Source organism: Frankia canadensis (assembly GCF_900197875.1).
GTDB lineage: Bacteria > Actinomycetota > Actinomycetes > Frankiales > Frankiaceae > Frankia > Frankia canadensis.
In genome coordinates this window covers 1-21,895 of the sequence record NZ_FZMO01000016.1, presented here as the reverse complement: position 1 = coordinate 21,895, position 21,895 = coordinate 1, and the positions used below count along the sequence as shown (strand labels likewise).

At 71.6% G+C, this 21,895-nt stretch carries 22 protein-coding genes; 12 read left to right on the top strand and 10 right to left on the bottom strand.

Annotated features, from left to right (window positions below):
- Window positions 1–124 precede the first annotated feature (124 nt).
- Together C1A33_RS02640 and C1A33_RS02635 are read right to left on the bottom strand one after the other, a co-directional pair.
- Window positions 125–307, bottom strand: a complete 183-nt coding sequence (locus C1A33_RS02640) for a hypothetical protein (RefSeq protein ID WP_101829930.1) — start codon at window positions 305–307, stop codon at window positions 125–127.
- Window positions 308–346: 39 nt separating this feature from the next.
- Window positions 347–688: a DUF4286 family protein gene (locus tag C1A33_RS02635; protein ID WP_133150548.1), complete on the bottom strand. Its 342-nt coding sequence runs from the start codon at window positions 686–688 to the stop codon at window positions 347–349.
- A 446-nt stretch (window positions 689–1,134) separates the two neighbouring features.
- On the opposite strand from C1A33_RS02635, the gene C1A33_RS02630 reads away from it, so the two are divergent.
- The 6 genes from C1A33_RS02630 to C1A33_RS02605 are packed head-to-tail and all read left to right on the top strand — an operon-like array spanning window position 1,135 to window position 6,523.
- On the top strand, window positions 1,135–2,121 hold the full coding sequence (locus C1A33_RS02630) for a thiamine pyrophosphate-dependent dehydrogenase E1 component subunit alpha (protein WP_243407099.1): 987 nt from the start codon (window positions 1,135–1,137) through the stop codon (window positions 2,119–2,121).
- On the top strand, window positions 2,118–3,128 hold the full coding sequence (locus tag C1A33_RS02625; protein WP_101829928.1) for an alpha-ketoacid dehydrogenase subunit beta: 1,011 nt from the start codon (window positions 2,118–2,120) through the stop codon (window positions 3,126–3,128). The genes C1A33_RS02630 and C1A33_RS02625 overlap by 4 nt, the downstream gene beginning before the upstream one ends.
- Window positions 3,125–3,376, top strand: a complete 252-nt coding sequence (locus tag C1A33_RS02620) for a lipoyl domain-containing protein (protein WP_101829927.1) — start codon at window positions 3,125–3,127, stop codon at window positions 3,374–3,376. The genes C1A33_RS02625 and C1A33_RS02620 overlap by 4 nt, the downstream gene beginning before the upstream one ends.
- A 39-nt stretch (window positions 3,377–3,415) precedes the next feature.
- Window positions 3,416–3,655, top strand: a complete 240-nt coding sequence (locus C1A33_RS02615) for a hypothetical protein (protein ID WP_101829926.1) — start codon at window positions 3,416–3,418, stop codon at window positions 3,653–3,655.
- A complete protein-coding gene (locus C1A33_RS02610; protein WP_101829925.1) occupies window positions 3,648–5,057 on the top strand; it encodes an aromatic ring-hydroxylating oxygenase subunit alpha in 1,410 nt (469 codons plus the stop codon). The genes C1A33_RS02615 and C1A33_RS02610 overlap by 8 nt, the downstream gene beginning before the upstream one ends.
- Window positions 5,054–6,523: an FAD-dependent oxidoreductase gene (locus C1A33_RS02605; protein ID WP_101829924.1), complete on the top strand. Its 1,470-nt coding sequence runs from the start codon at window positions 5,054–5,056 to the stop codon at window positions 6,521–6,523. The genes C1A33_RS02610 and C1A33_RS02605 overlap by 4 nt, the downstream gene beginning before the upstream one ends.
- Window positions 6,524–6,585: 62 nt before the next feature.
- Here the strand turns inward: C1A33_RS02605 and C1A33_RS02600 are convergent, their stop codons facing one another.
- On the bottom strand, window positions 6,586–7,215 hold the full coding sequence (locus C1A33_RS02600; protein WP_101829923.1) for a TetR/AcrR family transcriptional regulator: 630 nt from the start codon (window positions 7,213–7,215) through the stop codon (window positions 6,586–6,588).
- A gap of 139 nt (window positions 7,216–7,354) precedes the next feature.
- The gene (locus tag C1A33_RS02595) at window positions 7,355–7,792 is read right to left on the bottom strand and encodes a MarR family winged helix-turn-helix transcriptional regulator (RefSeq protein ID WP_243407098.1); all 438 of its coding nucleotides are present in this window, start codon (window positions 7,790–7,792) and stop codon (window positions 7,355–7,357) included.
- Window positions 7,793–7,921: 129 nt separating this feature from the next.
- Between C1A33_RS02595 and C1A33_RS02590 the strand changes: the two genes are divergently transcribed.
- Window positions 7,922–9,490, top strand: coding sequence for an MFS transporter (locus C1A33_RS02590; protein ID WP_101829922.1), 1,569 nt, complete (start codon window positions 7,922–7,924; stop codon window positions 9,488–9,490).
- 218 nt (window positions 9,491–9,708) lie between these two features.
- On the opposite strand, the gene C1A33_RS02585 is transcribed toward C1A33_RS02590, so the two are convergent.
- A complete protein-coding gene (locus C1A33_RS02585) occupies window positions 9,709–11,079 on the bottom strand; it encodes an MFS transporter (RefSeq protein ID WP_243407097.1) in 1,371 nt (456 codons plus the stop codon).
- A 159-nt stretch (window positions 11,080–11,238) separates the two neighbouring features.
- Here C1A33_RS02585 and C1A33_RS37300 point away from each other — a divergent pair, with 159 nt between their 5' ends.
- On the top strand, window positions 11,239–11,940 hold the full coding sequence (locus tag C1A33_RS37300; protein WP_279354581.1) for a TetR/AcrR family transcriptional regulator: 702 nt from the start codon (window positions 11,239–11,241) through the stop codon (window positions 11,938–11,940).
- A gap of 57 nt (window positions 11,941–11,997) precedes the next feature.
- On the opposite strand, the gene C1A33_RS02575 is transcribed toward C1A33_RS37300, so the two are convergent.
- Both C1A33_RS02575 and C1A33_RS02570 read right to left on the bottom strand, forming a co-directional pair.
- The gene (locus C1A33_RS02575) at window positions 11,998–14,013 is read right to left on the bottom strand and encodes a sensor histidine kinase (RefSeq protein ID WP_101829921.1); all 2,016 of its coding nucleotides are present in this window, start codon (window positions 14,011–14,013) and stop codon (window positions 11,998–12,000) included.
- A gap of 2 nt (window positions 14,014–14,015) precedes the next feature.
- On the bottom strand, window positions 14,016–14,696 hold the full coding sequence (locus tag C1A33_RS02570) for a response regulator (RefSeq protein WP_243407096.1): 681 nt from the start codon (window positions 14,694–14,696) through the stop codon (window positions 14,016–14,018).
- A 158-nt stretch (window positions 14,697–14,854) separates the two neighbouring features.
- Here C1A33_RS02570 and C1A33_RS02565 point away from each other — a divergent pair, with 158 nt between their 5' ends.
- A complete protein-coding gene (locus C1A33_RS02565; RefSeq protein WP_133150547.1) occupies window positions 14,855–15,211 on the top strand; it encodes a hypothetical protein in 357 nt (118 codons plus the stop codon).
- A gap of 488 nt (window positions 15,212–15,699) precedes the next feature.
- Here C1A33_RS02565 and C1A33_RS02560 read toward each other — a convergent pair whose 3' ends face one another.
- From C1A33_RS02560 to C1A33_RS02550, 3 genes are all read right to left on the bottom strand, one after another.
- Complete coding sequence (locus tag C1A33_RS02560) at window positions 15,700–16,557, bottom strand: acyl-CoA thioesterase (protein ID WP_101829919.1); 858 nt, start codon at window positions 16,555–16,557, stop codon at window positions 15,700–15,702.
- Between the two features lie 305 nt (window positions 16,558–16,862).
- Window positions 16,863–17,348 (bottom strand): effector-associated domain EAD1-containing protein, encoded by a 486-nt coding sequence (locus C1A33_RS02555; protein WP_133150546.1) that lies wholly within the window; start codon window positions 17,346–17,348, stop codon window positions 16,863–16,865.
- Window positions 17,345–18,859: a hypothetical protein gene (locus C1A33_RS02550; RefSeq protein WP_165818198.1), complete on the bottom strand. Its 1,515-nt coding sequence runs from the start codon at window positions 18,857–18,859 to the stop codon at window positions 17,345–17,347. The genes C1A33_RS02555 and C1A33_RS02550 overlap by 4 nt, the downstream gene beginning before the upstream one ends.
- Window positions 18,860–19,259: 400 nt before the next feature.
- On the opposite strand from C1A33_RS02550, the gene C1A33_RS02545 reads away from it, so the two are divergent.
- The 3 genes from C1A33_RS02545 to C1A33_RS02535 form a co-directional block, all read left to right on the top strand.
- Complete coding sequence (locus C1A33_RS02545) at window positions 19,260–20,489, top strand: toxic anion resistance protein (RefSeq protein ID WP_101829916.1); 1,230 nt, start codon at window positions 19,260–19,262, stop codon at window positions 20,487–20,489.
- Window positions 20,490–20,531: 42 nt separating this feature from the next.
- Entirely contained in the window at window positions 20,532–21,056 is a 525-nt protein-coding gene (locus tag C1A33_RS02540) for a hypothetical protein (protein WP_101829915.1), read from the top strand.
- On the top strand, window positions 21,053–21,895 hold an 843-nt coding region (locus C1A33_RS02535), incomplete at its 3' end, for a TerD family protein (protein WP_165818197.1). The genes C1A33_RS02540 and C1A33_RS02535, both read left to right, overlap by 4 nt.

The window sequence follows — 21,895 nt, the reverse complement described above, 5'->3', positions numbered from 1 at the left end:
GCGCCGAAACTCGGCCCCCGCACGTCGACGCGGATCGCTGTTTCCACTGTGACCCCGACCGCGTCGTCGCGGTCGGGGTGTCGCCTTTCGGCTGCGGTCAGCTGGCTCTCAGGTCAGCTGGCTCTCAGGTCAGCTGGCCTTCGCCTGAACGGGCATGACGCCCGGCCCGCATGTCATGGGCTAACATGATCACGTCGTCGGCGCGTTCGTCGGCGAACTGTGCTGTCTCCAGCGCCGCCCGGTACAGCTCCGGCCTGGGTGCGCCGAAACTCGGCCCCCGCACGTCGACGCGGATCGCTGTTTCCACTGTGGCCCTCTCCTGTCTGCCGGGTCGCCTGAAAACCGCTCAGCCGGCGAGCGGTTCGAACATCAGCGTGATCGGCGGGTTGGCGGTCATGTCGATGGCGTCCGACATGGTGAACCGACCGTCCTGCGAGCGCGCGAGCATGTCCGCGAGGAGCGCCGTGAAATCGGGGGCGTCGACCTCGTAGATCGCCATGTACCGATGACCGGCGACGGTCACGCCCGGGACCATCTGCGCCTCGGACATCGAGAAACGGACCGCGGAGAGAATGCCGGGCATGGCACAGACCTCGGCGAGGTGAATCTCGTTGTACCACTTGTTGTACTCGTCCTCGCGGTCGGGCGAGGACGGGCTCGAATACACGACCATCTTTGCCTGTGGCATGGCATCCTCCTGAATTCAGCCAACACGGATTGACGCCTCGCGTACCCGTCCGGGCACCAGCGGATTGCGCGGTCACCCGGAAGGCCGGGTGACCGCGAGAAGACCCTGCAGCCGGTGATCGGGCTCGCCCCGGACGGAGACTGTCAATCGCTTCGGCGGATCCCTGGACGATCGACCGAGCCGCCCGATGCGGATGATCGGCGGCGCCGGGGCTCGTCGGCGCGGGCCGGACGAACTGATCGCGGCGCCGCCGGCCAGGCCTCGGGGCCGGGCCGGCAGGCGCCGGGTCGGGGGTGCGTTCGCGCTCGTCACAGGGGGACCGCCCGCAGCGATCGGACCTCGCGGGAAGGGCGCTCGGCCGCTCCCGCCTTGACCTAGACAGTAAGTACATACTATATAAACTCTGTGACGCAGACTACAGCGCAGCCCGCCCGATAAGGATCGCCATGCCAGCAAGCACCAAGATCATATCTGCGGTCGACCTGTACCGCACCATGTACACGATCAAGGAGTGTGACGACCAGTTCTGGACGCTCATGCAGTCCGGGCAGGTCGTCCTCAACTACTACTCGCCGCGTGGCCAGGAGGCGGTCGCCACCGGCATCTGCGCCGCGCTCGACTCGACCGACTACCTGGTCACCACCTACCGCGGGCTCCACGACCACCTCGCCAAGGGCGTGCCGCTGTCCGACCTGTGGGCGGAGTTCCTCGGTCGCGCGACCGGCACGTGCAAGGGCAAGGGCGGCCCCATGCACATCACCCACCCGGACTCCGGGCTGATGGTCACGACGGGAGTGGTCGGCAGCGGCCTGCCGATCGCCAACGGATTCGCCCTGTGGTCCCAGATCAACGGCGACGGCCGGGTGACGGCCTGCTCCTTCGGTGACGGGGCCAGCAACATCGGCGCCTTCCACGAGGCCCTCAACCTCGCCTCCGTCTGGAAGCTTCCGGTGATCTTCGTGTGCCACAACAACCTCTACGCCGAGCACACCGCGCTCGCGGCGGGCACGGGTGTCACCCGGATCGCCGATCGCGCCGCGAGCTACGGCATGGTCGGCGTCCAGGTCGACGGCAACGACCCCCTCGCCGTGCGCGACGCGGCGGCGGAGGCCGTGGCACGTGCCCGCGCGGGTGAGGGGCCGACCCTCATCGAGGCGGTGACGTTCCGCTTCCGGGGCCACCAGTTCGGCGACCCCGGCGAGTACATCGACAAGGCCGAGATGGCGGCCGCCCGGGAGCGCGACCCGCTGCCCCGCCTGCGGGCCCGCCTGCTCGACGAGTTCGGCGCGTCGCCCGACGAGCTGACCGCGCTCGAGGACGAGGTACGCGCGGCGGTGACCCAGGCGGCGAAGGACGCGCTCGCCACCCCCGAACCGTCGGTCGAGGAGCTCTTCACCGACGTCTTCGCCACCACGGCCGGAGGAGCCGCATGACCACGACCGCGACCAGAACCACCAGGGCGAGCTTCCGCGACGGGGTGAACCGGGCCCTCGACGACGCGATGGCGAGCGACCGCCGGGTCATCGTGTTCGGTGAGGACGTCGCCGATCGCGAGGGCGGTGGCGTCCTGACCGTCACCAAGGGCCTTTCCGAGAAGTACGGCACGAGCCGGGTGCGCTCGACCCCGATCTCCGAGCAGGCGATCGTGGGGGCGGCCGTCGGCGCCGCCATCGCCGGCGCACGGCCGGTGGCCGAGATCATGCTGAACAACTTCCTGCGGGTCGCGGCCGACCAGCTGGCCAACCACGCGGCGAAGCTGCGCTACATGTCCGGCGGGCAGACGACGGTGCCGCTGACCGTGCGCACCATCTGCGGCGCGGCCGGTGGCTTCGGCGCCCAGCACTCCGACATCCTCGACAGCGAGTTCGCGCACGTGGCCGGCCTGAAGATCGTCGCGCCGGCGACGCCGTCCGACGCCTACGGTCTGCTGCGCTCGTGCATCGAGGACGAGGATCCCTGTCTGTTCCTCGAGCACCTCAAGCTCTACTTCGGCGGGCCGAAGGAGGTACTGGCGGACGTGCCCGAGCGGATCCCGCTCGGGTCCGCGCGGATCGCCCGCGCCGGCACCGACGTCACGGTCGTCACCTACTCGCAGACCGTGCACGACGCGCTCGCCGCGGCGAAGGCGGTGGCCGCCGACGGGATCGACGTCGAGGTGATCGACCTGCGCACCATCGCGCCGTGGGACGAGCAGACCGTGCTGGAGTCGGCGGCCCGCACCCGGCGCATCGTCGTCGCGCACGAGTCGGCCGTGCCGTTCGGCATCGGCGGCGAGATCTCCTCGCGTATCCACGAGGAGCTCTTCAGCCAGCTCGCCGGGCCCGTGCTGCGGGTCGGTTCCGCCCACACCCCGGTGCCGTTCGCGGCGGCACTCGAGTCGGCCTATCTCATCAACGCGTCCACCATCGAGACGGCGATCCGGAAGGCAACCAAGGCGTGAGCGAGAACGTCGAAGCGATCCGCATCCCGAAGACCGGCGTCAGCGTCACCGAGGGCGCGATCACCGAGTGGCTGGTGTCGGACGGCGACACGGTCGAGGCCGGCGCTCCGATCTACGTCCTGGGCACCGACAAGGTGGAGAACGAGATCGACGCACCGGTGGGCGGGCGGATCCGGGTGCTGGTGGAGGCCGACGCCGACGAGGCGCACCCGGTCGGCACCCTCATCGCCGAGATCATTCAGGGCTGATCTCCACTCCGTTCACCACATCGTGGGAAGGAAGACGCGATGGCGCACACCATCAGGCACCCGTTGACGCGCAACCGGGTCTACTCCGTCGAAAACGACGGCCGGGTCCGCGTCCAGGCCGACAACACCGACGAGACCGGCGATCGCTGGGGACACTTCGACAACTCCGGCCGCTGGCTGGGCGGCGAGCTCCTGCACGCCGACCCGCAGATGTGCCGCCACATGTTCGCACACTGGCAGTTGACTCAGGCAGACGTGAAGGGCGGAGCCGATGACTGAGCTCGACGACCTGGACGAGACCGCCGGATTACGATCCCGTGGTATCTCCTACCAGGCGGTTCTCGATACCGACACGCACGAGGTTCCCCCGGTCCTGCGCCTGCAGAGCGACAGGTACCTCGGTTCCCACGACGTCGCGGTCGATCGCTACATCAGCCGTGAGTACCACGAGCTGGAGAAGCAGCGCCTGTGGCCGGTCGTCTGGCAGCTGGCCTGCCGCGAGGAGGAGATCCCGAACCCCGGCGACACGTACGTCTACGACATCGTCGACACCTCGATCCTCGTCGTCCGCACCGAGGACGGCACGATCAGGGCGTACTACAACGTGTGCCTGCACCAGGGCAGGACGCTGCGGGACGAGGGTGGCAACGCCGCCGAGCTGCGCTGCCCGTACCACGGTTTCTGCTGGCACCTCGACGGCAGCCTCAAGCGGGTCCCCAGCCGCTGGGACTATCCGACGGTGCGGCGCGACAACTTCTCGCTCAAGGAAGTCCGCGCGGAGACCTGGGGCGGGTTCGTGTTCATCAACATGGACAACGAGGCCCAGTCGCTGGCGAGTTTTCTCGGCGACATCGACCAGCACTTCGAGCGGTACCCGCTCACGGACCGCTACATAGCGGTGCACACCGTCAAGTACCTGCGGGCCAACTGGAAGGTCGCGCAGGAGGCCTTCATGGAGGGCTACCACACGATCGCGACCCACCCCCAGATCCTCCCGGCAACGGGTGACGAGACCGGGCAGTACGACGCGTTCGAGAACTACTCCAGGGCGATCAACATGACCGGCGTCGCGAGCCCGAACCTGCGCTGGACGCCGACGGAGAGCGAGATGGCGGCGGTCTCGTTCAACTCCGGAAACCCCGTGGAGTCAACGGCGGACGGCCTGATGCCGGGAGGAACGACATTCCGGGTCTGGGGCGCGCAGATGGGGCGCGACGCGCTGCGCCCCGTGCTCGGCGATGCGGCCGACGAGCTGTGCGACTCCGAGCTGATGGACTCCTTCTTCTACACGGTGTTCCCGAACTTCCATCCCTGGGGCGCGTACAACCGGATCTGCTACCGGTTCCGGCCGTACGGCGACAACCACGAACAGTCGATCATGGAAACCTACATCCTCGAGCCGTTCACCGGCGAGCGCCCGCCGCCCGCGAAGCCGCACGTCATCGGTTTCGACCAGACGCACCTGGACGCGCCGGAGCTGGGCATCCTGGCTGAGATCTTCTACCAGGACGAACTCAACATCCCGAACGTCCAGAAGGGCCTGCACACCCTCGCGAAAGTCAAGCCGTCAGGTGTGACCTACGGCGTCTACCAGTACAACAAGATCCGGCACTTCCACAACCTCTACGAGGAGTACCTGGGAGTCGGCAAGGACGCGGCGGAGCAGGAGGAGGGCCGGTGACCGACATCGAGGTGGATGCCGACAGCGAGGTCGACGTGGACGTGGACGTCGTGGTGATCGGGTCCGGCTTCGCCGGGCTCTGCGCGGCGCTCGAGGCCGAGGCCGCGGGCGCGACGGTGCTCATCGCCGAGTCGCAGGACGTCCTCGGTGGGTCGAGCCGGCTCGCGCACGGCCTGATCATGGGCGCGGGCACCCGGTTCCAGGCCGCACAGGGCATCACGGACAGCGGCGATGACCTGTTCCGCCACTACATGACGCTGAACCAGTGGCAGGTCGATCCCGCGGTGGGCTGGCGGCTGTGCCAGGAGACCGGCCCGACGATCGAGTGGCTCAACGACCACGGGGTCGAGATCGTCGGTCTCTACCCGTCCGGTGACGAGGCCGTGCCGCGCGGGCACGCGACACTCGGCGGCCAGGCCGTCGTCGACGCCCTGGTCTCGGCGATCCGCAGGCGCCCGCGGATCGACATCGCGCTGCGCCGGCGGGTCGACCGCCTGCTCGTCGAGGACGGACAGGTGTGCGGAATCGCCGTCGGCGAGGACGAGATCCGGTCGCGAGCGACGATTCTCGCCTGCGGTGGGCTCGGCGCGAACACCGAGATGCTGAAGCTGTTCTGTCCCACCCCGCTCACCGCGGGGCGGGACTGGCTCTGGTATCTGGGCGCCCCGGGATCGCAGGGCGACGGAATCCGACTGACGATGCCGCTCGACGTCCAGCTCGCCGGCCGGGGCCGTTCGCAGCTGACGATGCGGCCGAACTTCGGCCGGTATCCCGACACCTATTTCCCCGGGTGGCTGGTCATCGTCAACGACCAGGGCCGACGCTTCTACAACGAGATGTCGCCGTACAGCATCACCCAGCCGATCGTGCTGGCCCAGGGCGGCCCGGTCTTCGGGGTGTTCGACAACGCGACCCGGCTCGCGGCGTCTCCGCACTCGACGAAGGCGACGAAGAAGGTCGCCCTCCCGGGGGAGACGGAGGAGGACTGGATCATCCCCAAGATCGACGCGATGGTGGACGCCGGTGTCGTTCACAGGTCGGACACGATCGAGGGGCTCGCCCGGAAGATCGGCGTGCCCGCCGCCAACCTCGAGGGGACCTTCGAGCGGTACAACGGGCACGTCGCCCGGGGCGAGGACACCGACTTCCAGAAGGTCGCGCAGCACATGCGGCCGGTCGCCACGCCGCCGTTCTACGCGACCGAACTGCGCCTCTACATGCTCGGTCTGACCTCGGTCGGTCCCCGCATCGACGCGCACGCGCGGGTGCTCGACCAGCGTTCGCGGGCCATCCCCGGGCTCTACGCGGCCGGCGAGGCCTCCGGAGGGGTCCTCGGGCCGGTCTACGCGGGTAGCGGCAACTCGATCGCCAACGCCACCACGTTCGGCCGGGTGGCGGGCCGCACGGCGGCCGCCGATCTGTGCGCCGAGGCCGAGGTCGCCGAGCCGGTGGGCGCCGCCTTGTAGGCCTGCCGAGCCTTGTAGGCCTGCCGACGCTCCGGCTGAGCCCTCCCCGGACCCGGGAGGGCTCAGCTGATCTTGTCGCGATGGGTGAGCGCCGCGATGATGTACACCGCCATCTGCTCGATGAACTCCGCCCGGTCCGGCCGGCCTTCCGCCGGATACAGCCAGTCGTCGAAAACCGCGGCGGACAGGATGAGACCGAACGACAGCCGCATCGCCCAGAACGCGTCGACCTCGACAAATCCGCGCTGTTCGATCGTCCGCCGCATGTTGGCGGTATCCAGGCTCAGCACCTCGTCGATCGGCGCCCCCATGTCGAAGTTCTCGTGCATGCTCGCCGAGTGCAGCGCCACGATCAGCTCACGCTGCTCGACCAGTGAGTCGTAGACGGTAGCGACGTAGATGCGGGCGGAATCGAGGTCGGACATCTGCTCGAAATCGACGCCTGACCAGCGATTCTCGAAGCCCTGCCAGGCCTCGAGCACGGGCTCGAGAACCGAGTCGCGGAACAGGCCCCGCTTACTCCCGAAATGCCGGAAGAGCAGCACCTCGGCCACACCGGCCTGCTCGGCTATATCCCGGGTGCTGGCCCCCTGGTATCCATTCTCGGCGAACACCTTCCGACCGGCCCCCAGCAACGCCGCGCGAATCTCAGATGTCGGCCGGCGCGGTCGGCGCAGGCTGCCGGACGTCATGAAAGCCTCCGAAGGATCGTAGAGATGTGATTATCTCCGGACCGCCCGGCCATGGCCACCGCAGGTGGCCACACTCACGTAATCCCCGACAATTGTGATGTTATTGGCGAGCCGGTCGGCGGCGGTGTGCGTCGCGGCGCTACGGCTCGGCGTGGCGGGGGGCCCCGTCGAGGGCCCGGCGGAGCAGGCGGGCGAGGGCGGCCCGCTCGTCCTGGTCGAGGCGGGCGAGGATCTCGTCCTCGATGGTTTCCTGACCCCGCTCGGCATGGTCGAGCGCCCTACGGCCGGCGTCGGTCATCCTCACAAGGTGGCGGCGGCGGTCCGCCGGGTCGCGGTGGCGCTCGGCGAGACCGGCGGCCTCGAGCTCGTTGAGCAGCAGGACGCAGTAGTTGGCGTCGACACACAGGCCTTCGCTCAGCGCCTTCTGCGTGGTGCCTGCGTGGTCGCGCAGATAGGCGAGAGCCGCCATCTCCTTCAGGCTGATTCCGAGCAGCTCCGGTGTCGAGGCCCGGTACATCAGCCGGGACAGCCGGGCGAGCAGCACGATCGGCCCTGCGGTGGAGATGGTGTTCGACACCGATCTATAGTAGCGCCGTCGATACCATCACCGATCCGGGATGATTACCTGGACGTGACCGTCCAGAGTCTGGCACCAATTGTCCCGGGTCAAGGCCGAAGGGAAGCCCCACGATGCCCACCACGGCCGATGCCTGAGCCCGCGTTGGCGACCCTGCCCACCACGGCGGGCGGCCCCGACCGCCGCCGGTGGATCGCGCTGGTCGTCGTGTGCCTGGCCATGCTCATGAACGCGCTCGACTCGTCGATCGTGAACGTGGCACTCCCAGCCATCCAGGACGACCTGCACTTCAGCCAGTCGAACCTCACCTGGGTGGTCGACGCCTACCTGATCACCTTCGGCAGTTTCCTCCTGCTCGCCGGGCGCCTGGGCGACCTGGTCGGCCGCAAGAAGGTGTTCCTCACCGGCGTCGCCCTGTTCACCGCGGCCTCGGCGCTGTGCGCGGCCGCGCCCGACCAGGGCACCCTGATCGCCGCCCGGTTCCTCCAGGGGCTCGGCGGGGCCGTGTCCTCGTCCGTCATCATCGCGATCATCATCACCGAGTTCCCGCACCCGGCCGAGCGGGCCCGGGCGATGAGCGCCTACATGCTTGTCGCCATCGGCGGCGGATCGCTGGGACTCCTGCTCGGCGGGGTGCTCACGGAGGGCGTCAGCTGGCACTGGATCTTCCTGATCAACGTGCCGATCGGCGTGGCGACGTTCGCCCTCGGGGTCGTCCTGATCGAGGAGCGCCCCGGGCTCGGCGTGGGCGAGGGCGTCGACATCGCCGGCTCCCTGCTGGTCACGGCCGCGCTGGTGATCGCCACCTACGGGATCGTCACGGCCGCGACCCACGGCTGGGCCTCCGCCCACACCCTCGGATACCTGGCCGCCGGGATCGTGCTGCTCGTCGCGTTCCTCGTCGTCCAGGCCCGGCGCAGCAATCCGATCATGCCCCTGCGGGTGCTGCGGATCCGCAGCCTCATCGGCTCCAGCGCCGTGCGCGGCTGCCTGTTCATCGGCATGAACGCGCTGTTCTTCTTCGGCGTGCTCTACCTCGAACAGGTCCGCGGCTACGGCCCACTGCGCACCGGCCTGGCCTTCCTGCCGATGACGGTCGTGTTCGGGGCGCTGTCGCTGGGCATCATCAGCCGGCTGCTCATCCGCTTCGGCCCCATGAAGGTGCTGCTTCCAGGCCTGATCGCCCTGCTCGCCGGCCTGTTGCTGCTCCTGCGGCTCGACGAGCACACGAGCTACGCCACCACCATGCTGCCGCCGCTGCTGATCATCGCGTTCGGGATGGGCGCCGCGGCGGTCCCGCTGCTCTCCCTCGCCATGGCCGACGTTCCCCGTGCCGACGCCGGCCTCGCCTCCGGAATCGTCAACGTGTCCATGTGGCTCACCTCGTCCATCGGCCTCGCGGTGCTCTCCAGCCTCGCCGCCAGCCGCACGAAGCACCTCGCGGCCAGCGGGCATTCCGCGGCGGCCGCGCAGGTCGGCGGGTATCACCTGGCGTTCCTCATCGGCGCTGGCTGCGCCGCGCTCGCCCTGATCGTCGCCCTCGCCGTACTGCGCGGCCCCGCCCGCGCCGCGCTCGCCGCCTCCCGGTCCGCGGCGGCGAACGCGACGGCAACACCGGCGGCAGCGGCGGCGAGACCGGCGGCGACGGCGGAGTCCACGGCCGGTGCCGCGACTCCCGCCGTCGTCCAGGACGCCTGAGCGGCTCGCCGTTCGCCCAGGCGGACCGGGCGGCCAGACCCGATCCCCGGGCCGGCCGCCTGGCGCGGCGTCCGGCGTCCGGCGCTACGCTTTGCCCACCCAACGTGGTGCGGGCCTTCGACTATCGCGAGACGGGCGGGCTGTGCCTCGTCGGATCCATCGGTAACGCGGATTCTTGACGATCGGGTGATCATCCACGTTCCGATCGGGGCACGACGTCAACGCTGCCCGCGGGCCGCCGTGCGGGACGACAGCGGCCGACCCCACGTGCCGCGCTGATCCAGCGCTGGCCGCCGGCGGGAGCGGGCGAGGCCCAGGGCCGCGGCACCGGCGAAGACGATCAGGGCCAGGACGTAGCCGATGGCGACGTGGCGCAGCTCGTGGCCCTGGCTGACGAGCAGACCGGCGAGGACGGCCGGGACGCCCAGGCCGACGTAGGAGACGACGAAGACAGCGGACAGCAGGCCGGGCCGCTCGCGGGGCGCGGCGAGGTCGGTGACGGTGCGGATGGCGCCCTGCAGGCCGGCGCCGAAGCCGACGCCCGCGAGCGCCGTCGCTGCCAGGAACCCACCCGCACTGTCCGCGGCGATCGCGGCGGCCACTCCGGCGGCCCCGCCGACGAGCGCGGCGATGCCGACCGCCATCAGCCGCCCGGCGCCGTACGCACGCAGCGCGACGGTGGCGACGGCGGCCACCCCGGCGAGCAGGAACAGACCGAGGCCGCCGAGGGCCGCTGACCGGCTGTGCGCGAGCTCGCGGATCAGCGCCGGTCCGAGGGAGCCGTAGAAGCCGGCCAGCGACCACACGGCGAGCAGCACGGGAGTGACCGCCAGGAACGCCGAGCGGGCGGCCCCGGGCACGGCGATGCGCGGCCGCAACGACGCGACCAGCCCGGACGGTGCACGCCGTCGCGCCTCGGGCAGCCGTGCGACGCCGAGCGCCTGCGCCGCGAAGACCGCGAGCAGCACCAGGTAGACGAGGTGCGTCGGCCAGGGCAGGTAGCTGACGAACAGGCCGGCGACCAACGCGCCCAGGCCGGTTCCCACGCCGGGCGCGGCCGCGTTGAGGATCGTCCCCCGCTCGCGATGAAGGTCGATCATGGTGGCGCCGAGCGCACCGAGAGCGGCGCCGGCGGCGAGGCCCTGGATCACCCGCCCGGCGAACAGCACCGCGAACGAGCCGGCGGTCGCGAACAGGACGACGGCGAGGGCCTGGGCGGCCAGCGCGGCGAGCAGCACGGGCCGGCGACCGAGGTGGGTGGCGAGGTCCCCCAGGACGAGCAGGCTGAGCAGCACCGCGCCGGCGTAGATCGCGAAGGCGGTGGTGGTGGTGAGCGCGCTGCCGTGCCAGACGGCGTCGTAGTGCTGGTAGAGCGGCGTCGGTGCCGCCGAGGCGGCGAGGAACGACACCACGATCGAGGCGACCAGCGCGAGACGCCTCGTGCCGCCGGCCGCGGCCCGGCGACTGGGCGGCGGTTCGGGCTTGACGACGGGTACGGCGGCGGTGACGCCGGGGACGTCGGCGGTGACGGCGATCTCGGCGGGGTGCCGTCGGCGCGGAACGGTGATGGTGGGCGTCGAGGTGGTCACGGGGCCCCTCCCTTCCGTAGGCAGACAAGTCTGTCTACCATCCGAGAGACAGACCTGTCTACTCGACGCCGCCCCAGGGGACCGTAGGGTAGACAGCGCGGTCTACCAGACGCGGGAGGGGCATCGGCCATGCCAGCGGTCACCAGGAACGACTCCGCCATGAACGCGTCGGCCAGCATCGACACGTCGGCCGGCATGAACGCGTCGGCCGGCGGGGACGGCACAGCCGGGCGAGGTGTCCGGCCCACTGCTCGCGAGCGGCTGCTCGACACGGCGAGCCGGCTGTTCTACGCCGAGGGCGTGCACACCGTCGGCATCGACCGCATCATCGACGAGGCCGGCGTCGCCAAGGCGTCGCTGTACAAGACGTTCGGCAGCAAGGACGCGCTCATCCAGGCGTACCTGTCGGCCCGGCACGAGGCCATCGCGCGCCGCATCAGCGACGCCGTCGCGCAGGTGGACGACCCGCGAGAGAAGATCCTCGCGGTCTTCGCGTCCCAGGCCGCTCGATTCGCCGAGCCCGGCTACCGCGGCTGCCCCTTCATCGCCGCCAGCGCCGAGGCGTCCCCCGGCGGCACGATCGACGACGCGGCCTCGGCCTACCGCTCCTGGCTGCGCGGCCTGTTCGTCGACCTCGCCACCGCCGCCGGCGCCCCCGACCCGCAGGCCCTGGCCCGCGGCCTGCAGCTCCTCTACGACGGCGCCAACCTGTCCGTCCGTATGGACGGTGACCCCGCCATCGCCGCCGACGCCCGCGCCGCCGTCGCCATCCTGCTCGCCGCGGCCCTCGGCGACGCACCGGATCAGGCGGGCGAGGCTGTCGGACGGCCGGACGACGTGCGGACCAGGACTCCGGGGTAGGCGTCGTCGACGGGCTGGCAGTCGGTCGGCCACGAGGAGTCCACCCGGGACGAGGAACTACGCCTGTTCTGCGACGAGGTCATGCCCCTCGTCCGCTCCTGACCCCTTCTCCGCTCCTGTCCTCTGGTCCGCCCCAGGCTCCTCGTCCTCGCCCGGGCGGGAGCCGAGGGGCAGGGCGGCCTGGACCTGGCCGCCGTCGGCGCTCGGCGTCGCGGCGAGCGTGCCGCCGAGCTGCTCGGCCCGTTCGCGCATCGACTGGATGCCGACGCCCGGTGTCCAGGGATGGCTCGTGGTGCCGGCGTCCCGCACGATGATGCGCAGCGTGGACGCGCCGACCTGCAGGGTGAGCCGGACCTCCGCGGAGCCGGAGTGGCGGGCGGCATTGGCGATCGCTTCGACGGCGATGCGGTAGGCGGCGACCTCGACCGCGGCGGACAGCGCAGGCAGGGCGGCGGGCGCGTCGATGGTGGCCGTGACCCGACGCCCGTCGGGCGTGGCCAGCCGCCCGGCCCGCTGGCGGATCGCGGCGACCAGACCGAGCTCGTCGAGGGCGGGCGGGCGCAGGTCGTAGGCGATCCGGCGGACCTCGGAGATCGCCCCGGCCGCGTCGGCGCGCAGCTGCGCCAGGAGGTCCCGCGCGCGCTCGGATGCCGTCCGCTGCGGTCCGTCGGACGGGAGGAGGTTGCGGGCGGCGTCCGCACTGTAGGCGATCCCGGTCAGCACGGGGCCGAGTCCGTCGTGCAGGTCGCGGCGCAGCCGGCGGCGTTCCTCCTCGAGGGCGCCGACGAGTTGCCCGCGCGAGATCTGGAGCGCCTCGGCCAGGTGCTCCGCACGCAGCGCCTGGGCCAGCGGCGTCGCGACCAGGCGCAGGACGGTGCTTGTGGCCGGAGGCAGGACCGCCACCTGGGGCGGCAGGCCGACGACGAGTTCGCCGACGCGATCCTCCCGCGCGACCAGCGGGACGGCGACGGTGGTCGCGCTGGGCGTGCCCGCCACGGCGACCCGTTCGCCCTGGGAGCGCAGCTCCAGGAACGGCAGGGCCAGGCTGGCGCGCAGCACCGGCAGCCACTCTCCCGGCCCGCCGCGCCGATCCAGCCGTTCCCCGAGCCCGCGCAGCGCCACGACGGCATCCGCCTGTCCGCCGAACAGGACGTCGTCGAGGACCGCGCCGGCCCGCCGGCGCAGCGGCGGGAATCCGACGGCGACCACCACGCACACCACCGTGGCGGCGGCCCGGTCCGGCGGTTGGTCTGTGGCGATCTCCAGCGCGGCCAGCAGGCCACCGGCCACGGCCACGGCGACCTCGATCGACACCGTCCACTCCGTCGTGCACCGGATCAGCCAGCGGATGTCCACCCGGTCGGAGCCGGCACGGGCCAGGGCCACGCAGACGGGCGGGATCGCGAGCCCCAGCGCCAGCAGGGCGGTCGCCACCGACGGGCTGCGGAACACCGCCGCCGCGGCCTGCCCCACGTGGAAGGCCAGGACGGCCGCCGCCGCGCAGCCCCAGGCCAACCAGAGCAGCGCCCGACGGTCCTCGCCCGGCGCCCGGGCGAAGCGCGCGCAGCCGCCGACCAGCAGCGCACATCCGGCCGCGACCGCCGCGGCGTGGGCGAGCGCCGGGTGCGGCTGGGTGGCCGCGCTCAGTCCGCCGGCGAGGACGGCCACGACCGCACTCGCCGTCGGCAGTGGTCCCGACACCTGGCCGGTCGGGAACAGCGCCACCGCGGCCGGCGCGCACACGCCGACGGCGACCAGGTAGAACGGTCCGCCGAGGTACCCGGCCACGCCGAGCCCGGCCTGATCCAGCAGAAACGCCGCGACGCTCGCCGCCATCATCATGGCTGTTGCCGCCAGCAGCAGGCCAACGCGGTCGCGGCGACCCCGCGTCGCCAGCACCGCACCGGCCGATCCGGCGCAGGCCAGCCCGACGGGCAGGTCGAGGACGACCCAGCGGGGCGTGGACGCTGCGGCGAGCGCGATCGTCCCGGCGACGACGGCGACGACCGTGCCTGCCCCGGCCCACCGGCGGATCGGCTGCCCCGGCCGTGGGTGTGGACCCGTCGAGCGCACGGTCAGGGCGCCGTTCGTCCCAGGCCCGCCTCGCGGGCCCGCACGATCGCCTCGGCGCGGCTCGCCAGCCGCAGCTTGGCGAAGATCGCCGTGATGTGGTTGACGACCGTCTTGGTCGCGACGCCGAGTTCCGCGGCGATCGCGGTGTTGTTCCGCCCGGCGGCGACGAGGTCGAGGATCTGCCGTTCGCGCGCGGTGAGCTCCGGGAACGGTGCCGCCGGACCCGCGCCCGGCGCGGCCAGCTGATCGAGGAGCCGCCCGGCCACACCGGGTCCGAGAACGACCTGACCGCGGGCCACCGACCGGATCGCCTGCAGGATGTCCTCCTGGTCGGCGCCCTTGAGCAGGTAGCCGCGGGCGCCGGCCCGCATCGCGGCCACCAGCGTCTCGTCGTCCTCGAACATGGTGAGCATGAGCACCGCGCACTCGGGTACGGCGGCCGCCAGCCGGCGCGTCGCCTCCACCCCGTCCATGTCCGGCATCCGCACATCCATCACCACCACCGACGGCTGGAGCAGAACGGCCTCCCGGATCGCCTCCGCACCGGTCGAGGCCTCGCCGGCCAGTTCGACGCCCTCCAGCGTGGAGAGCAGCGCGGCGATACCGCGGCGCACCATCGGATGGTCATCGGCCAGCAGGACGCGCAGCGGCACGTCCGCCGAAAGCACAGGATCACCGCTCACAGCATGATGATGACGCCCGGGTCGGGAGATGTCCCTGGGAGCTGGCCCCCAGAGCGCCCGGAGAACCTCCCGAGCGACCGGGACCGCGCCCCCGGGTCGTCGGCGGCCCGTAAGCCGACCATGAGTGGCGACACACACCGCACCGAAAGGACATGGACATGAACACCACTCTCACCCGGGCGAACAAGGTCGGTCTGGCGCTGGCGACGGTGCTTGCCCTCGTCGACCTCGCGCTCTTCAGCGGCGACCTGTACATCCTGCTCACCAGCACCCTCATGGGCGCGGTCACGCTCGTCGCGGTGATCGTCCGGTGGCGGCGCAGCTCGCGGGTCGCGCTGCGCGCGGTCGCGGCGAGCCGCATCGTCTCGGGCGCCGTGGCGATCCCCGTGTACTTCGAGGGCAGCGACCCGGGCACTGCCCTGTTCGCCACCCTGTTCGTCCTCGCCACCGTGGCGTCCGTCGGACTCAGCATGGCCCGCCCCTCGATGACGGCCGCGCCCCAGACCCAGGTGTGACGGCGCCCAGGGCGATCCGGCGCCCGGCGCCCGTCCGGCCCCGGACGCCCGTGGTGTCCGCGCCGTGCCGGGCTGGGGATCACGGGCTACGCCGGGTCGCCCGGCAGGGCGCGGATCTCCAGCAGGGAGCGGCGGATGCGGCCTTCGCCCGAGACCGCCACCGCCTGACCGCCGGCAGCCGCCGGGCACCCGCCGCACGGCGGAGATCACGTCCTGGCAGACCCCCGGTCGCGTCAGACGCACCAGTAGTCCGAGGCACCCTCCAACGCCGACGTGGGCGAGGCCTTCGAACTCGCCGCCCATGCGTTTCTGTCCAGCGCAGGACCATCCCGGGAAAAGACACGACACGCGGAGTTCGCGACACGGTGCTCTTCTCCCCTGCGCGTAGGTCGCCCGGTGTGCGGCTTGCGGGGCGCACGCGGATCTCACGAAGGCGACCCCGGAGATCACAGCTCTACACATGGCCCAGCCCAGGGTTGGCGCCGGGATCAGTGGTCGGGGCGGCGGATGCGCAGGAGGACCTCCTGGGTGTAGGTGGCGATGTGGGCGCCGTCGCGGGTGTGCGCGGTGCCGGACACCAGGCCGCGGGCGCCGGCCGCGGCGTCGCACGACATCTCCATGAGGATCCAGTCGTCGAACCGGAACGGCCGGTGAAGCCACAGCGAGTGCGACAGGCTGGCGACTATCGCGTCGGCGGGCTCGATGCCGGCGGCCCGGGCGACCGCGTGGCCGGTGTTGAAGTCGCTGGCGTAGGTCAGCGCCCGGGTGTGCACGGCAGGGTCGTCGGGCAGCGGCGCGCGGCTGCGCATCCAGACGCGGCGTTGCATGCCGACGCCGACCTCGGTGCCGGGAAACGGCAGGAGCTCGATGACGTCCAGCGGCTCGCGCGCCGGGAAGTCGTCGACGTCGGTGGGATGGTGCTCGGCGAGTTCCGGCGGCACGATCCCCGCTGGGAAGGCGACGGCGAGGTCCGCCCCCGCCTCCTCCCGGTGGAACGAGGCCGTCAGCGTGAAGATGGTCCGGCCGTTCTGGGTCACCGAGACCTGCCGGGTCGCGAAGGAACGGCCGTCGCGGACGCGCTCGACCCGCAGCAGCATGCGCTCGCCGGGCTGGCCCTCCAACAGGAAGAAGCCGTGCAGCGCGTGCACCGGGCGGAACGCGGGCAGGGTGTGCTGCGCGGCCGCCAGGGCCCGAGCCGCGACGTCACCGCCGAACAGCCGGGGCAGGCCCGGGCGAGCCGGCGTCAGCGCCTCGAACAGGTCGGTGTCGACCGGGGCGACGCCGAGGAGGTCGGCGAACTCCCGGGCGTGGGCGCTGTCCGGCGACCCAGTGCGTGCGCTGCTCAATCCACCAGCCTTCGTCAGGGCCCGTCCGGGCACAGGCGCGCCGCCGGCGTCCGTGCCAACGCCACGGTCGTGAACGGGCTGTCCTCGCGGGCCGGACGCAGGGGGCGAGCCGCCGCCGGACAGCCGTCATCGTCCCCGACGGTCCGTATGCGGCGCAACGTAAGCCGAGCCGCCCTCCGCTCACCGAGGGCCTCCTGAGGCCGCGCGGGCTCCCCTCTCCGGGAGGCCTCAGGCCCCACCGCGTATCGCGCCGCGTCGGCATGATGCGCGGTGGGGTGGTGGCGTCGAAAGCGCCGTCTCGCCGGTCAGGCCGTGGGAGGGGCGAAGACGGGATGGGCCGGGAACTGGCGATGGGCGGCCGCCAGCAGACGGCGCCGGCCCTCGTGCACGATGCCGTGGTCGAGCAGGGTGCTCACCGCTGTCCAGAACTCCTGCGCGTCATCCGCCTGCCAGGACGGCGCCCGGTGCAAAGGAAAGTCACACTGGCGCAGCAGCGGTACCGCCGACGATGGCGTGGCGAACACGACGGCGAGCGCGGTGATCTCGTCCTCGGTCAATGCCCGGACGGAGTCGCCTCGCTGGCGGTAGTGCGGCGGAGCCGACGCGCCGAGATCCTCTGCCCGGTCGTTGCCGACGTCCACGATCGGCCCGGCTCCTCGGCCATCGCCCGGGCTCGCGTGGTGAACATGGAGGCTGCGGGCCACGGCGCCCGGCCCGGCGGCGACCGCGTCGGCGGCTAGCACGCCACCGTTGACCTGGATACCATCGTTTCTGCTGGTCCCGGGTGTCATGCCGCCTTCTCTCCGGCACGGCGCAGGTACTGCCGGACGCTGCTCGCCGCCGAACCGGGCCCGGCCGCCAGGCTCTCGGCCCGCACGCTGGCGTTGCCGGACACCATGACCCCGTTGTTCAGGATGGTGGTCTGCCGCTCCCGCAGGGAGTGGGTGTCGACGCCCCGAGTGTCCAGGAACTCGGTGATCGCGTCGAGGATACGGCCTTCGAGAACCTTGAGGTACATATCCTTGTCCAGTTGCTGAAAATATGTTCTATACTGACCGGAGGACGCCATCTCACGCACGCTTCTCGGTGCACCGAAATCGAAGTTGATCCCATTTTCGACGGCCCGGCGCTCCGACATCTCCCGCACACCCGAGAGCAGGGGACCCAGGGCTGCCTGGCCAAGCCGGGGCCAACACAGGAATACCCGGCCAGGCGTAAGCACGGCCGATTTCACGAGGAGCCGGGCACCGCCGGATAAACTCAGCGTGGACCCCTTTCCCGACGACATCCTCAGGTCCGGCTCGTAGAACCTCTCCTGCAGTGGCGGCAGCAGCGAAAAGCTTGCTTCAACGAAGAGGCTCCGTGGACGGAGGACAAAACGCAGGAACACCGCGAGCACCAGATCACCATGCCACCCGGAAACGTAGAAGGCGGTATAGTGCCGCGCCGACCCCTCCGGACTCTCCTGGAATGCGCGCAGCTGGTCCGGCTCCAGTCTCACGACCGGGCGCTCCCCCGGGTCGGGCAGGAACCTGCGGTCGTTGCGAATGTTGCGACCACTGACGAACAGGCGCTCCTCGGTCTCGATCTCGGCCCACTGCAGGTCATCCACCGCGCGGACCACGTGCTGGCGGATCTCCTCACTGCGGAACGGACGAGCGGGGCCGCCGAGTTCGGTCCCCTTCTCGACGTCGATCGAGAAGGACCACGACCCCAGGATGTCCCCGTTGCCCGCGAACGGCGAGTACCCGCTGTACACGGTCACATTGCCGAGGACCTGCTCCTCGACCTCCTCGAGGCGACGCACCTGCTGACTACTCAGGGCGACCGGAGGGGTGCGCTCACCGAAGGCCTGCGGTGTCAGGCGCCGCTCCACATAGGTGTGCGACGCGTACAGCTCGCCGAGCACCACGAGCCACAGGCAGACAAGCACCAACGTCGCGGCCACCGGTATCAGGGCCGCACCGATGACGAAAAGAACACACAGAGCGGCGAGCAGGAAGTCCCGAAGGAGATGCCGCGCGCGCCCGGCGATCGCATGCTGGGCCACGACCGCGAGGTCGACGCCATAGGTGGCGGGAAACACCCTCCGCCGATTTCCAAACACGCCCTCGATGGTCGCCTGCGCGAGCCTGCTGTCGAGGTGCACCGCAACACAGAGGTGACGCGTGAGGTCGGAACGGTATTCCGGCGCCGTCTCCGCCATCCTGATCCGCGGATTCCGGAACCGGATACCGCCACCGCGCGGCACGGCGACCGCGTGGCCGCACGCGGCGCAGGAGGTCCGCCCCTCTTCGTTCATAGAATTACACGAGGTACACTGCATACAAATCCCCCGAATCATGCAGCAGTACTGATCGACGACAGAATAGCACGACTTCTCAGGGGCTGGACGGCCACCCGGCGCCTTTCGTCGCGAATAGGCCGCCAGCCACCGGCACCGGATCCCAACGGAGTCCGGGTGCGTTGACAGCACGTTGGCGCCCGCTGCGCCGGGTTGCTTTCTGGCGGTATGGACAGCCCGGGAACCGGCCAGCCGAGCGTGGGGCACGGCCGTCCCAGGGGCCCGGCGGAGTCGGATCGACGACCGTCGGCGTCCCCGTTCGGACCTCTTACGCCTGGGGTAACTCGCGTAGGGTCGAACGCAGCACACCCCGTCCGGCGCTGGCCGTCGCGGGGTAGGGCGGTGGGGAGGAGCGGTCATGTCGGAGCTGGATCTGAGCAGGACGCTGACACCACCCACGGTCACCGCGAACACGCCGGGCGTGGGTGGCGGGGTGCTGGAGCTCGCGCCGCCGGCGGCGGTGCCGGTCGTCCCGGACGACCAGGTCGACAGCATGGTGCCGCTCGACGAGGCGACCCGGGTGCAGTTGCGGGCGCGGGCGGCGGGCTTCGCCGACGAGCTGGCCGCGCTGGACCCGCGCAGCCCGGCGTTCCAGGAGAAGATCAACGACATCACCTCGATGGGCCAGCGGGAGATCATCGCCAGCGCCCGGGTGTCGAACCGGATGCTGGAGCGGCCGGCAGCGGCGCTCGCCGGGGCGCGCGGGCGCGGCGGGTCGGGCGACGCGCAGACCCGGGTCGCGCACACCCTCGTCGAGCTGCGCGAGACGGTGACCGACCTCGACCCGGGCAAGGCCGACCTGCGCGGCTCACGCAAGCTGCTGGGCGTGGTGCCCTTCGGCAACCGGATCTCCGCCTACTTCCAGCGCTACCAGTCCGCCCAGAAGCAGCTCGACGCGATCATCCGGGCGCTCGACTCCGGCCAGGACGAGCTGCGCAAGGACAACGCGGCCATCGAGCAGGAGAAGGCGAACCTGTGGGCGGCCATGGGCAAGCTGACCGAGTACGCGACGCTCGCGCGGGCCCTCGACGGCGCCGTCACCGCCAAGATCGAGCAGGTGCGGCCGGGCGCGCCGAGCGCCGCCGAGGCGCTCACCTCCGACGCGCTGTTCCCCATCCGCCAGCGCCAGCAGGACCTGCTCACCCAGCTCGCGGTCAGCGTGCAGGGCTACCTCGCCCTGGAGCTGGTCCGCAAGAACAACATCGAGCTGATCAAGGGTGTCGACCGGGCCCAGTCGACCACCGTCGCCGCGTTGCGCACCGCCGTGATCGTCGCCCAGGCACTGGCGAACCAGAAGCTCGTGCTCGAGCAGATCAACGCGCTGAACGCCACGACCAGCAGCATGATCACCTCGACGAGCGAGATGCTGCGCCAGCAGTCGGGCCAGCTCCAGGAGCAGGCGTCGTCCAGCACCGTCAGCGTCGAGGCGCTGCAGACGGCGTTCGACAACATCTTCGCGACGATGGACGCCATCGACGGCTACCGCGCCAAGGCGGTGGAGAGCATGGCCGCCACCGTCACCGCGCTGGAGACGCAGGTCGGGCGGTCGCGCTCCTACCTGGAGCGGGCGCGCGCGACCGAGGGCTGACGCCGGGGCGCGGGCACGAGCGGTGTGCGGGGAGGAGGCGCGATGTTCTTCCGCCGACGTTCCGACGCGTCGCAGCGCGGGCCCGACGGCTCCCGCCCGGCCGACGAGGCCAGCGCGCGGACCGCGGGTGCGTCCGCCGGCGCCGAGCAGGCCCGCCGGCTGCGCCACGCGCTCACCGAGCACGTGACCAGGGCGAACGCGGACGGTGGACGGCTGCCGCCCGGTGCTGTGCCCACCGTGCGTGACATCGATGACGTGCTGCGCCCGCTGCTGGGCCATGTCGAGCGGCATCCGGCCAGCGACGAGGCGCTGCGCGGCCTCGGCGCCATCATCGACGAGTACCTCCCCCAGGCCCTCGCCGACTTCACCGCCCTGCCCGCCCGCTACGCCGGGCGACCCGGCCCCACCGGCACCACCCCGGCCGACGACCTCGTCCGCCAACTCCAACTGCTCGACGAGGGCGCGCACGAACTGGCCGACCTCGTCTACACGGGCGACGCCGCGAAGCTCGCGATCCAGGCCCGGTTCCTGGACGCCAAGTTCCGTCGATCCGACCTCGACGGATGACCCGCACCCTGCCCAAGGGCGGCAACCTCGCGCTCGCCGACGCCGTGCCCGGCAGTCAGGCGGTGACCGTCGCGCTCGGCTGGGACGACGGCCCCGCCCTCGGCGACGCGGACCTGGACACCGTCGTCATCCTGACCGGAGCCGCCCTGTCGTCAGCGCCCCCGTCGCCGCGACTCCTGCTGGCCCAGCAGGTGCCCAACCCCGACGAACGTCCCGCCGCCGCGCCGCGCCGACGCCCGCTGTCCGGGGACGCCGACCGCCTCGTCGTCACCCCGGGCGCCGTCCCGCCGGACGTGGAACGGCTCCTGATCGGCGCGGCGCTCGTCGACCCGACCGGGGCGCGGCCGACGTTCCGCCGCGTGCGCGGCGCCTACATCCGGCTGCTGTCCGCCGACGGCACCGAGGTCGTCCACTGTCCCGTGGACGCGGAGACCGGCCGCGAGACGTTCATGATCTTCGGTGAGCTCTACCGTCACCCACGCGGCTGGAAGTTCCGCGCCGTCGGGCAGGGCTACACCGACGGCCTGCCCGGCCTGCTCGCCGGCCGCGCCACCCGCCACGTCCCCGCCACCGCGAACGGCACCGGCGGCGGCGGCGGCCCCATCGCACCGCAGGGCGCCGCGGGCCAGGGCCGACTGGTGCTCGCCCAGCCCACCGACGTCGTCGACTTCCTGGCCCGGTCCTCCCCCACCCGGACCCGCCGCACCATCGCCGCGCACCTGCGCCCACAGCCGCCCGCCTCACCTCACCCTGGGCGCGCACCGGCCTCCACCGCCGCGCCGACTCCGCCGCCCTCCCCCGCACCGACGAGCCGATCGGCACGATCGACGTCCTCGCCC